General features: G+C 46.4%; 13 protein-coding genes. 12 read left to right on the plus strand and 1 reads right to left on the minus strand.

The window, feature by feature from the left end; all coding sequences use genetic code 11:
• Nucleotides 1-94 precede the first annotated feature (94 nt).
• From GY843_RS10200 to GY843_RS10240, 9 genes are all read left to right on the plus strand, one after another.
• Nucleotides 95-2,329, plus strand: a complete 2,235-nt coding sequence (locus tag GY843_RS10200; RefSeq protein WP_297309186.1) for a DNA internalization-related competence protein ComEC/Rec2 — start codon at nucleotides 95-97, stop codon at nucleotides 2,327-2,329.
• A 41-nt stretch (nucleotides 2,330-2,370) separates the two neighbouring features.
• A complete protein-coding gene (locus GY843_RS10205) occupies nucleotides 2,371-2,991 on the plus strand; it encodes a MotA/TolQ/ExbB proton channel family protein (RefSeq protein ID WP_297309189.1) in 621 nt (206 codons plus the stop codon).
• A gap of 12 nt (nucleotides 2,992-3,003) precedes the next feature.
• Nucleotides 3,004-3,423, plus strand: a complete 420-nt coding sequence (locus GY843_RS10210; protein WP_297309191.1) for a biopolymer transporter ExbD — start codon at nucleotides 3,004-3,006, stop codon at nucleotides 3,421-3,423.
• Nucleotides 3,420-4,418, plus strand: a complete 999-nt coding sequence (lpxK, locus tag GY843_RS10215) for a tetraacyldisaccharide 4'-kinase (protein ID WP_297309193.1) — start codon at nucleotides 3,420-3,422, stop codon at nucleotides 4,416-4,418. Before GY843_RS10210 ends, lpxK begins: the two co-directional genes overlap by 4 nt.
• A gap of 14 nt (nucleotides 4,419-4,432) precedes the next feature.
• On the plus strand, nucleotides 4,433-4,618 hold the full coding sequence (locus tag GY843_RS10220; RefSeq protein ID WP_297309195.1) for a Trm112 family protein: 186 nt from the start codon (nucleotides 4,433-4,435) through the stop codon (nucleotides 4,616-4,618).
• Nucleotides 4,619-4,627: 9 nt separating this feature from the next.
• Nucleotides 4,628-5,401, plus strand: coding sequence for a 3-deoxy-manno-octulosonate cytidylyltransferase (kdsB, locus tag GY843_RS10225; protein WP_297309197.1), 774 nt, complete (start codon nucleotides 4,628-4,630; stop codon nucleotides 5,399-5,401).
• A complete protein-coding gene (locus GY843_RS10230; RefSeq protein ID WP_297309199.1) occupies nucleotides 5,398-5,865 on the plus strand; it encodes a low molecular weight protein-tyrosine-phosphatase in 468 nt (155 codons plus the stop codon). Before kdsB ends, GY843_RS10230 begins: the two co-directional genes overlap by 4 nt.
• A 2-nt stretch (nucleotides 5,866-5,867) precedes the next feature.
• Nucleotides 5,868-6,893 (plus strand): UDP-N-acetylmuramate dehydrogenase, encoded by a 1,026-nt coding sequence (murB, locus tag GY843_RS10235; protein WP_297309201.1) that lies wholly within the window; start codon nucleotides 5,868-5,870, stop codon nucleotides 6,891-6,893.
• A gap of 505 nt (nucleotides 6,894-7,398) precedes the next feature.
• Nucleotides 7,399-9,291, plus strand: a complete 1,893-nt coding sequence (locus tag GY843_RS10240; protein WP_297309203.1) for a propionyl-CoA synthetase — start codon at nucleotides 7,399-7,401, stop codon at nucleotides 9,289-9,291.
• 121 nt (nucleotides 9,292-9,412) lie between these two features.
• Here the strand turns inward: GY843_RS10240 and GY843_RS10245 are convergent, their stop codons facing one another.
• Nucleotides 9,413-10,261, minus strand: coding sequence for an SDR family oxidoreductase (locus tag GY843_RS10245; RefSeq protein WP_297309205.1), 849 nt, complete (start codon nucleotides 10,259-10,261; stop codon nucleotides 9,413-9,415).
• A 253-nt stretch (nucleotides 10,262-10,514) separates the two neighbouring features.
• On the opposite strand from GY843_RS10245, the gene pqqA reads away from it, so the two are divergent.
• The 3 genes from pqqA to pqqC all read left to right on the plus strand — a co-directional run.
• Nucleotides 10,515-10,586 carry a pyrroloquinoline quinone precursor peptide PqqA gene (gene pqqA, locus GY843_RS10250; RefSeq protein WP_003243383.1) on the plus strand — a complete coding sequence of 24 codons (72 nt, stop codon included), beginning with the start codon at nucleotides 10,515-10,517 and terminating at the stop codon, nucleotides 10,584-10,586.
• Between the two features lie 146 nt (nucleotides 10,587-10,732).
• Nucleotides 10,733-11,653, plus strand: coding sequence for a pyrroloquinoline quinone biosynthesis protein PqqB (pqqB, locus tag GY843_RS10255; RefSeq protein WP_297309207.1), 921 nt, complete (start codon nucleotides 10,733-10,735; stop codon nucleotides 11,651-11,653).
• A 56-nt stretch (nucleotides 11,654-11,709) separates the two neighbouring features.
• On the plus strand, nucleotides 11,710-12,400 hold a 691-nt coding region (gene pqqC / locus GY843_RS10260), incomplete at its 3' end, for a pyrroloquinoline-quinone synthase PqqC (protein WP_297309209.1).

The raw sequence follows: 12,400 nt of genomic DNA on the forward strand, positions 1-12,400 counted from the left end.
CGCGGCATCTTCTAATTTACTTATTATGGGCATGCAAACGGGGATATTCCCCCATTATGCCCATTGCTATTGGTTAAGCCAAGGAAACTAAAGCATGAGATCAAGGATGATCTGCTTTGTTGCTGGTGTCGTGTTAGCGACATGGCAACCAACACTTATACCCCTCCACAGTTGCATTTCTATTGCACTGCTTTTAGCGCTTTTCTATATAAAAAGCTCTTTACCTCATCGAACCTTGATATGCCTGTTTGGGCTTGGTTTTCTCTACACAACAGTTTGGGGGCATTGGCAAATTGAGCATCGTTTACCTGAGAGTCAGGTTAGGACGGATTGGATTGTTAAAGGGGTAGTGGAAGGTTTACCTCAGAGGGCTGAAAACGCTCAGCGTTTTTATCTCGGAGTAACAGAGATTCAATCTGTAGCAGAAGAGGATTCGCCACCTGAACTCAGAAGGCTCCGACTCAGCTGGTTTAAAGCTCCCATAGAAGTAAAAAGTGGTCAGCAGCTCAGTGTTGAGGTCAGAATTAAACCGCCCCATGGTTTGATCAACCCCGAAGGCTTCGATTACGAACGTTGGTTGTTTGTCAGGGGAGTGGATGCAACGGGTTATGTCAGACGGTTTATTGAGGTTGAAGGTGAGGATCAGCTTTCAGTTCACACTCTGCGCGAAAAGATAAATATTCATATACAGAATCAGCACCCAGAGGTAAGAACAAAAGCTTTATTATCGGCCCTTATCACCGGTGATAAGCAGGCTCTAAGTCAAGAAGATTGGGAAAGCTTAAGAAACAGCGGGACGGTTCATCTGGCGGTTATTAGTGGATTGCATATCGGATTTATGGCTTTTGTTGGTTGGTGGCTGGGGCGTGTAGTTGGTTTTATCTTCAGGTCTTCTATTCAGAGAACGTTTCATTATCTGTTTTCTCTCGCTTTAGCAGGTGGCTATGTATTGGTAGCAGGCGCTGAGCTTCCGGCGCAGCGGGCGTACATAATGCTTGTTGCTCTACTTGTTTCTGGTTGGCGACTTTTTTATCTGGATCACTGGAGTCGTTGGTGGACAGCAGTGACAGCGGTACTTCTGTTCTCCCCCTTAGCGGTTTGGGAAGTGGGGTTTTGGTTATCTTTTACTGCAGTCGCTCTCTTAATCTGGTTGGGGCAGTGGCGCTTGAATTGGAGAGAGGGGGTAAAACTGCAAGGGTGGCTATTACTCGGGATGCTGCCACTGTATATCCTATTCTTTTCGGGTGTATCCCTTATTGCCCCAGTCATTAATCTTGTGGCCATCCCGCTGGTATCTGTATTGGTCCCGCTGGAATTTCTTAATTTATCGCTGTCTTTAATCGGGCTCGATTGGCTAGTGCCAATAGTGGAGTGGTTAACCGTTATATTCTGGTGGTTGGTTGATTCTGCAAGCAGTTTTAGCTGGAGCTTTATTGAAGTTTCCCCATCATCCATCTGGGTCTTGCTTCTACTTTGCGTGGCTGTCTTTATATTGTTAATGCCCAAGGGTATTGTCCCGAAATCTCTATGCTTGTTTTTCTTTCTTCCTGTTCTGGTAGGCGTTAATACAGAACAAAATGAAGAAGATCAGTTTCAGGCATGGGTTTATGACGTGGGGCAGGGGCTTTCTGTACTGGTAGAGGTGGGGGATTATCGTCTGCTTTATGATGTTGGGATTGCTTACCGATCTGGAGGCAATGCTTTTGAACGAGCTGTTCAGCCTCACCTGAAAGCGAAGCGAGTGGACTCTCTACAGCATGTGATTTTGAGCCATGATGATATTGATCATGTGGGAGGCTATCAGGCGGTGAAAGAGCATTATCATATTGAGCAGTTGATCACTTCTTTTCCGAAGGGAGAGAGTAGCGGATATTGTCGTAAAGGGGATCACTGGCGGGTAGGTGAAGTTAGCTTCAAAATGATCGCTGGTTCAGTAGGGCGAGATGACAATGATAAGTCGTGTGTATTGCTAGTGGAAAACCGCAACTGTCGGTTGTTACTGCCAGGGGACATTAGTAAGGAGCAGGAAGCCAGGTTATCGATTGACGGTAAGATTGATTGGTTAGTAGCGGCTCATCACGGGAGTAAAACGTCTACGTCGAGTAAGTTTTTGCAACGCCTGAGACCGGAAAATGTGATCTTTAGTGCTGGATATGCCAACCACTTTAATCACCCCCATCCCGATGTTGTTCAGCGGGTTAAACAACACTCAACACGGATTTTTAATACTGCAGTCGATGGAGCAATTGTGCTAAAGGGCAGTTCACAATCGGGTTGTGTAACACAGACAATACGTAAGGATGAAAAACGGTTCTGGAGATCGTTTTAATCTGTGTTAGAGTAACGCGCAGTTTATGAGGAGAATGAACAGTGTTTGAACTATTGCAATCTGGTGGTTGGCTGATGATTCCTATCGTCGCCTGTTCTGTTATTGCGCTGGCTATCTGCCTGGAGCGCTTATGGACTCTGCGCCCAAATCGTATATCCCCACCAGGGTTACTGGCTGAAGTCTGGACACTGATTCAGGAACGCAATATTACAACTGAGCGTCTCAAAGACCTTAAGCGAAACAGTCCTTTGGGGCAGATTTTGGTTGCAGGCCTGAACAATGCCTCTCATGGTCGTGAGATCATGAAAGAAAGTATTCAAGAGGCTGCAGGGCAGGTTGTTCATGATCTTGAAAAGTTTCTTAACCCTTTGGGTACCATTGCTGCCATCACTCCGCTGTTAGGTCTGCTGGGTACCGTTATCGGGATGATCAAAGTATTTACTGAGATTATGATTCAGGGCACAGGTAATGCCAGCGTTCTTGCTGGTGGTATATCTGAGGCATTGATCACCACTGCTGCAGGACTGACAGTAGCGATTCCTGCACTCATCTTTCACCGTTTTTTCCAGCGTCGTATCGATTCACTGGTTGTGACAATGGAACAGGAAACCGTCAAACTGATCGAAGTGATGCACGGTGAACGTGATATCGATCTGGACTGACGGAGTAATCACGTGAAGTTTCCCAGACAACGTGCAGAAGAAGTAAACGTCAACCTTACGCCACTGATTGACGTGGTGTTTCTGTTGCTTATCTTCTTTATGGTATCCACCACTTTCACCAAAGAGACTCACCTTGAGGTGGATCTGCCAGAGGCTAATGGTGACGCTACTGTTTCTGAAGAACAGATTCTAGAAATTCTGATCACCGATGAAGGCCACTATAGCGTCAACGGCAAGCCGTTAGTAAATACGCAGGCAGAAACCTTGCGTTTAGCATTGAAAGAGTTGGCAGGGGATAAGCGAGATCTACCGTTGATCATTACGGCAGATGCTAAAACGCCACATCAGTCTGTTGTTACTGCGATGGATGTATCCGGCCGATTAGGGTTTGAAAAACTGAGTATTACAACTCGAGAGCCAGCATCTGAATGAGTTGGCTAGAGAAACGTTGGTACAGCAATCAACCTGCTCCTCGTTGGTTGTTGCCTTTAGAAAAGTTGTACTCATGTCTTGCCAACAAAAATAGCGCTCAAGCTAAGTCTAAACAATGGCATTCTCCAGTACCGGTTATTGTTGTAGGTAATATCAGTGTCGGTGGGACCGGTAAAACTCCCTTGGTGGTTCATCTTATCGAGCTTCTTAGAGTCAAAGGTTACCGTCCAGGTATTGTAAGTCGTGGTTATAAAAGCGACGCCCCTGAATACCCATTTATAATCACTTCTGCTGCAACGCCTGAGCAAGCCGGTGATGAGCCTTATATGCTATATAAGCGTTGCAGATGTCCAATCGTTATTGATGCTGACCGTTGTGCGGCAGCAAAACTCCTTCTGGAAGAGACTGATTGTGATCTGATTATCAGTGATGATGGTTTACAGCATTATCGTTTAGGTCGCGATATAGAAATCGCTGTGATTGACGGTAAGCGTGGGATTGGAAATGGGCATCTGTTACCGGCAGGCCCCTTACGGGAAGGGGCAACCCGTTTCGATTCAGTGGATTTTATAGTCCGCAATGGTACATCGGATACCTCTTTGCTTGCTGGTAAAAGTAACTTGTATCAGATGGACTTAGTACCTCAGCGTTTAGTCAATTGTCAGAAGCGTTCGGTTTCACTAGATGTGGAAGGGATGGCAGGGTCAACGGTCCATGCTCTTGCAGGAATCGGTAACCCTAAGCGTTTTTTTACAGCACTGCAGGATCAGGCAAAGGTAACAGTATTACCCCATGCCATGCCGGATCACTACCAATACCAGCCTAAGGATCTTCAGTTTGGTGATGACCATGCAATTGTGATGACTGAGAAAGATGCGGTAAAAGTTCAAGCTTTTGCATCGGATAACAGTTGGTATCTGGAAGTTTCAGCCCAGCTACCGGATAATTTCAGTTCGCAGTTACTTGAGAAACTGCAAACCGTTCAAAAAAGTTAAAGGTAAAAAACAAGATGGATAAGAAACTCCTGGATATTCTGGTGTGCCCGGTTTCCAAAACGCCACTGGAATACAACGAAGAAACCAATGAGCTGATCTCTAAAGCGAGTGGTCTGGCTTATCCAGTGCGTGATGATATTCCGGTGCTTTTAGAAAACGAAGCCCGCGAACTCAGCGCAGAAGAACGCGAAAGCAAATAAGGAGTTTATATGGGCTTTTCTGTCATCATTCCTGCGCGTTACGCATCCAGTCGTTTTCCCGGTAAACCTCTGGCTCAGCTCCAGGGTAAGCCTATGGTTCAGCATGTGTATGAGCGTGCTTGTGAAAGTGAAGCGGAGCGAGTGTTGGTAGCGACTGACGATCAACGGATTGCGGACGTTGCTGTAGGTTTTGGTGCAGAAGTTTGTATGACCTCTCCGGATCACCCATCCGGTACAGATCGTTTACAACAAGTGGTTCGTGATCAAGGCTTTTATGCTGATGACATTGTGGTAAACGTTCAGGGAGATGAGCCTCTTGTACCTGCACGTATTATTAATCAGGTAGCGCATAACCTGAAAGCTGAGCCAGAAGCGAGTATTGCAACCCTGAGTGAAGCGATTAACGATGTTGAGTCATTACTTAACCCAAATGTGGTTAAGGTAGTGACTGATACACGTGGTATGGCTTTGTATTTCAGCCGGGCACCAATCCCATGGCCGCGTGATAGTTTTGCTTTGGAAGGTGCTCATGAGGAAATGCCGGAAGGTTTCAACTGGCAGCGCCATATCGGCATTTATGCCTACCGAGTTAAGTTACTTAACGATTTTGTGAAATGGCCGCCTGCTCCTTTGGAAGAGACCGAGTGCTTAGAGCAGCTGCGAGCTATGTGGAATGGCGCGCGTATTCATGTGGCGGAGGCTGATGAGCAACCTCCTGCTGGTGTAGATACTCCTGAAGATCTGGAGCGGTTACAAAAATTGTTGGATCAGGGCGAGAGATGAAAAAGGTTCTCTTCGTATGTCTGGGGAATATTTGCCGTTCGCCAACAGCTCACGGTGTTTTTCAGTCCCTTGTTGATCAAAACGGTTTATCCGAACAGATTCATGTAGATTCTGCTGGTACTGCTGCCTACCATGTGGGTAATCCTCCAGATTCCCGTTCAACAGAGACAGCCAAGAAGCGAGGTTATGACCTCACCCCTTTACGCGCTAGACAAGCGATCGAAGAGGACTTCTACGAGTTCGATTATATTTTGGCGATGGATAGCTCTAATCTGATCAATCTTAAAGCGATAAGGCCATCCGATTATGATGGGCATCTGAGCCTGTTTCTTGATTTTACCTCCATGAGTGAAGCTGAAGTACCTGACCCATACTATGGTGGCGATGCTGGTTTTGAGCATGTCTTGGATCTGGTTGAGTCGGCGTCTCAAGGTTTATTGGAACAGATTAAAAAGGAACTGTAATAGTGAGCAGTTGGAACAGTGATGTAGACCTGAGTGGAAAAAACTCACTTGGTTTTAAAGTTACGGCTGAGCGCTATTTGCAGGTCGATTCTATTGAGAGTCTTCGGATTGCACTTTATGAAGTAGAACAAAACAACTGGCCCTTATTGATTCTTGGCGGGGGGAGTAATCTTGTTCTCAAGGACTACCTTCCTGGCGCGGTTATCTCTGTTGCAACACAGGGTGTGCATGTTCTGGTTGATAATGAATCTGAAGCTATTGTTGAGGTCGGAGCAGGAGAAAACTGGCATGGGTTTGTCGGTCAGTTGCTACAGATGGGGCTGCATGGCCTAGAAAATTTAGCCTTGATTCCTGGGAATGTGGGGGCGGCTCCGGTACAGAACATAGGTGCTTACGGCGTTGAATTGGCTGATTGCTTCCATAGTCTTACTGCCTATGATCGGAAGTCAGGAGAACTGGTCCAGCTAAGTAAAGAACAGTGCCAGTTTGGTTATCGGGATAGCATTTTTAAAAGCAAAGAACCTGGGCGTTATATCATCTGGCAGGTTCGTTTTTCCCTTAGCTCGGTTTTTCAGCCGAACCTTTCTTATAAAGGGCTACAGGAATATCTCTCTTCGATTGGTGTAAGAGAGCCTAACGCTCATGATGTGTATAAAGCGGTTTGCGAAATACGTCAGTCTAAACTTCCGACTCCTTCGGAGATCGGTAATGCGGGTAGTTTTTTTGAGAACCCCGTAGTGCCGGAAGCTGAATATCATCGGATTAAACAGGACTACCCAAGTCTGGTTGCCTACCCTGATAGAGAAAGTCATTACAAGCTGGCCGCGGGCTGGTTGATCGATCAGGCGGGTTGGAAAGGCCATTGCTCCGGTTCAGTCGGTGTATATGACAAGCAAGCCCTGGTTCTGGTGAATCATGGCGGTGGTAGCTGTACTGAGCTTTTAGATCTGGCAAAGGAGATTCAAGACTCAGTTCTTGATAAATTTGGTGTCAGTCTACAGATGGAACCAAGAGTTTATCCTGTCTAATTTTGCTTCTTCAGCTTTGAAATTTGATGGGGGGTATACTATCCCCCGTGAATTGGTAGTCAGCTCAATAGCTCCTGAATTTGGCCCGAGGTGGGCCAACCTGCATATCCTTCCTTGTAAATACTTGCCAAAAGACGCAAGTCCCAAATAAAAACTGCTTATTCGCCTTTGGCTTTTGATCTAAGTCAGCCTTGTCTTATTCTTTGGTTTAATAAGGAAATTCAATAATTGTCGACAATCCTGGTGAGATGCCCCATTTCTCAAGTGTTTTATATCACCTTGCACCTACCTTCAGAGCACTGATGCATCAGTATATAAACCTTTTGTAGTAGATAAATCTTCTTTTAACTCAGTTACAGTGTGTCAACACATTTAAGGAAGTGTCTACAATAACAATTATGGCGGTATGGAAATTTTATAGTGTTTTCTCTATGAGTTTCTCAAAGCCACCTAAGCTTCCTCTGGACCGAATGACCGTTAACTTATAACAAAGGGCCTTAACAACATGTCCTATCAAGCAGAGTATTCGAAATCTATCGAGACCCCAGAGCTGTTTTGGGGTGAGAAAGCACAAGATCTTGAGTGGTTCAAAAAGCCAGAAAAAATCCTGTCTCAGGATGAAAATGGTATCTACCGTTGGTTCGCAGATGGTGAGCTTAACACTTCATATCTGGCGCTGGACTATCATGTTGAGAATGGTCGTGCAGACACGACTGCGATCATTTATGACTCTCCTGTAACTGATCAGAAGCGTAAAATTAGCTACCGTGAACTGCGTGATGATGTGGCTAAGTTTGCCGGTGTATTGAAAGCACAGGGCGTAGAGAAGGGCGATCGTGTCGTTATCTACATGCCAATGGTTCCTGAGGCGCTTGTGGCAATGCTGGCTGTTGCGCGACTGGGTGCGATTCACTCTGTTGTATTTGGTGGCTTTGCGCCAAGTGAGCTAGCAGTTCGTATTGATGATGCTGAACCTAAAGTGATCGTGTCTGCTTCTTGCGGTATCGAGATCGCTAAAGTGATTGAATATAAGCCGATGCTGGACAAAGCGATCGAGCTGTCCGCGCACAAGCCAGATGCGTGTGTTGTTCTGCAGCGCCCTCAGGCTGAAGCTGCAATGACAGAAGGTCGTGATATCGACTGGGCTGAAGCGATGGCTACGGCAGAACCTGCTGACCCAGTACCTGTTAAAGGCACTGATCCTCTGTACATCCTTTACACTTCAGGTACTACTGGTAAGCCGAAAGGTGTTGTTCGTGACAATGGTGGTCACGCGGTAGCGATGAAGTACTCAATGAAGTCTATCTACAACGTTGAGCCAGGTGATGTGTTCTGGGCTGCTTCAGATGTAGGTTGGGTTGTAGGTCATTCTTACATTGTTTACGGACCACTTCTGGCAGGTTGTACAACAATCGTTTATGAAGGTAAGCCTGTTCGTACTCCGGATGCAGGTGCGTTCTGGCGTGTATGTGAAGAGTACAACGCTAAAGTACTGTTCTCTGCTCCTACGGCGTTCCGTGCGATCAAGAAAGAAGATCCGGATGGCAAACTGCTGGCAAACTATGATCTGTCTAACTTGAAGACTATTTTCATGGCAGGTGAGCGTCTGGACCCTCCAACATACCACTGGACAATGGAAGTGACTGGCAAGCCAGTTATCGATCACTGGTGGCAGACTGAAACTGGTTGGGCTATCTGCGGTAACATGACCGGTGTTGAGCTGCTTGAGCCGAAAGCGGGTTCTGCGACTGTTCCTGTAACAGGCTTCAACGTTCAGATTCTTGATCCGGAAGGTAATGAGCTGCCTGCGGGTGAGCAGGGTGCGATTGCTGTTAAACTGCCAATGCCGCCAAGTTGTCTTCCTACTGTATGGGGTGACTTTGAGCGTTTCCGTACAAGCTATCTAACAGACTTCCCAGGATATTACTGCTCAGGTGATGGCGGCTACAAAGATGAAGATGGCTACGTATTCATCATGGGTCGTACCGATGACGTAATCAATGTTGCAGGTCATCGTCTGTCTACGGGTGAAATGGAAGAGATTGTAGCAGGTCACAGCGCTGTCGCTGAGTGTGCTGTAATCGGCGTAAACGATGCGCTGAAAGGTCAGCAACCAATCGGGTTCGTACTACTGAAAAATGGTGTCGAAATCGAAGAAGCAGATCTGGAAGCTGAGCTGGTAGCACTGGTTCGTAAAGAGATCGGTGCGGTTGCCTGCTTCAAGAAAGCTGTAGTGGTTGATCGTCTGCCTAAGACACGTTCCGGTAAGATCCTGCGTAAGCTGATGCGTCAGATTGCTGATGGTCAGGAATACTCGGTGCCTTCAACAATTGATGATCCAACAAGTCTTTCGGTAATGGAAGATGTGATGGATCGAAATGGCCTGATCACTAAGTAAGGCGCAGGCTAAGTTTGTATTACCCTTAGCTCTGTGCAGCGGTCTTCGGGCCGCATCTTTTTTGCTTTGGGTGCAAATTGAAAGGGGGCGATTCTAGATCGGCCCCTTTTTTCGTATTTGCTTATTTATTCTCGTCATCGGAAACTTTCTGCAGAATCCAATCCAGTGCTGATGTGGGTAGAATCCGTCTTAGAAAGCCAAAGAGGTGTGTGGGGAAGGTGACATAGTAGCGTGCTTTGGGCTTATGACTTTCAAGGGCGTGGATTAATGGTTTTAAAACGGCCTCAGGACCAAGTGTGAAAGGATCTTTCTTCCGCTCGCTTTGTTGTTTGGCTAGTCGTTTCTCAACCGACTCATAGACCGCCTGATGGGCGCTACCTTCTATCTGGATATTATCTTTAAATGCTTGGTGAGCATTTTTTCTAAAATCGCTCTCTACAGGTCCAGGTTCAATCAGGCTGATATATATGTTGCTACCAGAGAGTTCCTGGCGCAGCGTATCAGTCAAACCCTCAAGGGCGAATTTAGAAGCATTGTATGCCCCTCTATACTTCAATGTGATCAGGCCAAGCACAGAGCTATTCTGAATAATCCTGCCGTGACCTTGCTGTCGCATGACATCAATTACTTTACAGGTAAGTTCATGGGTGCCGAATAGATTGGTTTCGAACTGCTGTCGCAGAACGTCTCTGGTTAAATCTTCAACTGCACCGGGTTGGCCGTATGCAGCATTATTGAACAGGGCATCGAGCTGTCCATTGTTTTGCTCTAAGACCCAGTTTAATGCTTGTTCTATTGAGTTGCTGTCATCCAGGTTAAGTTGGCAACTGATAAGCCCCTCTGTCTGAAGCCTGGATACGTCTTCTTCTTTGCGAGCAGTGGCGAAAACCTTGTAGCCTTGCAGGTGTAATTCTTTTGCGCAGTAATAGCCGATGCCAGTTGAGCAGCCTGTAATTAAAATTGATTTCATGTCGATGTTATTGTTCGTAGTGGCGGTCGTTGGATTGAGCTTATATTAAGAAAAGTGAATAAAAGGAGCTATAATCAATGTACACGATGAGGCGATCCTGCTGGAACTGGGATATACTTTAAAAATGGATTGTAAATGCATTTAATCGAAAAGATTATACTTTTCCTTCCAAAGTACCATATATGAGGGTGCCTGCACTTTCTATTATCCTTGTTGTATAAACCTTTCAATAACAAAAAAGAGGACACGCAATATGTGGACTAAGCCAGCATACACAGATCTACGCATCGGTTTCGAAGTTACTATGTACTTCGCAAACCGTTAATAGAGAAATCTATTTGCGAATTTTATAAATTACCCCGGCCTTTGTCGGGGTAATTTATCTTGGAAGGAACCTTCTACATAATCTGCATGACGCACCTCTTCCTCCTCCTGTAGGCAACAGGATTCAGACGGTTAAAGATAAAAACAATGAAAGTACAAGTATTAGGCTCTGCTGCAGGTGGTGGTTTCCCTCAGTGGAACTGTAACTGCCGCAACTGTGCCGGCTTCAGAGCTGGAACGCTCAACGCAAAATCTCGCACTCAATCTTCTATTACAGTGAGTGTTGATGGTGAAAACTGGATCTTATTTAACACTTCCCCTGACATTCGTGAGCAATTAGCAAATTTTGGTCCGATGCAGCCAAACCGCTCCATCCGTGATACCGGCATCGCTGCGATTGTTTATATGGATAGTCAGATTGACCACACAACAGGTCTACTGATGCTGCGCGAAGGCTGCCCACATAACATCTGGTGTACTGAGATGGTTGAGCAGGACCTTACGACGGGTTTCCCCGTCTTTAATATGCTGAAACACTGGAATGGTGGTAATAACATCAACCGCATTCCTATTGGTGAGAACGAAAACAGTTTTGTTATTCCTCAGGTACCGGAATTGAAGCTGACAGCAGTGCCGCTATTGAGTAGTGCGCCTCCTTATTCTCCTCACCGTGACGATCCACATCCGGGTGATAATATCGGTATCCATATCGAAGATACCCGGACCGGTAAAACTCTGTTCTATGCACCTGGTTTAGGCCAGATTGAACCGCACCTACGTCCTTATATGGAGAATGCTGATGTCTTGATGGTGGATGGCACTATCTGGACAGAAGATGAGCTGATCACTTCTGGGGTTGGCGATAAGTTAGGCGTAGCGATGGGGCATCTGCCTCAGTCAGGCGAGGGTGGCATGATTGAGTATCTGGATACGCTGGAAAAACCGCGCAAGATACTTATCCATATCAACAACACCAACCCGATTCTGGATGAAGATTCCCCTGAGCGAGCAGAAGTGGAATCACATAATATTGAAGTCTCTTACGACGGTATGTCGATTGAGCTTTAAGCTCGCTTCAATATCCGGATAGGCTATGTGAACAGAATAAAAAGGCTTAGAGTAGAATGAATAGTCAAGCTAACGATAAATTGCCAATGACCCGTGACGAGTTTGAGGCAGCGCTGCGCGCTAAAGGCGATTTCTATCACACGCAGCACCCTTATCATATCGCGATGTATGAGGGTAAAAGTACCCCCGAACAGATTCGCGGCTGGGTAGCAAACCGATTCTATTATCAGATCAGCATTCCTGTAAAAGATGCAGCAATCATGGCGAACTGCCCGGATCGTGATGTGCGTCGTCACTGGGTGCAGCGCGTGCTGGACCATGATGGTTATGAGGGAGCAGAAGGTGGTATCGAAGCTTGGTTGCAACTGGGTGAAGCGGTAGGCCTGACTCGTGAAGAGATTCTGTCTGGCGAGCATGTATTGCCGGGTGTGCGTTTTGCTGTAGACGCTTACGTTAACTTTGCGCGTCGTGCTACCTGGCAGGAGGCAGCAAGCTCCTCTCTGACCGAGCTGTTTGCGCCGACCATTCACCAGAACCGCCTGGATACATGGCCGGATCACTATCCATGGATCAAGGAAGATGGATACCAGTACTTCCGTAACCGTTTGACCGAAGCGCGTCGTGATGTAGTACATGGTCTGGAAATTACGCTGGATCATTACACAACTCGTGAGCAGCAGGATCGTATGCTTGAAATTCTGCAGTTTAAGCTAGATGTGCTGTGGACTATGCTGGATGCGATGACTA

It is taken from the genome of Neptuniibacter sp., assembly GCF_024231755.1.
Taxonomy (GTDB): Bacteria; Pseudomonadota; Gammaproteobacteria; order Pseudomonadales; family Balneatricaceae; genus Neptuniibacter.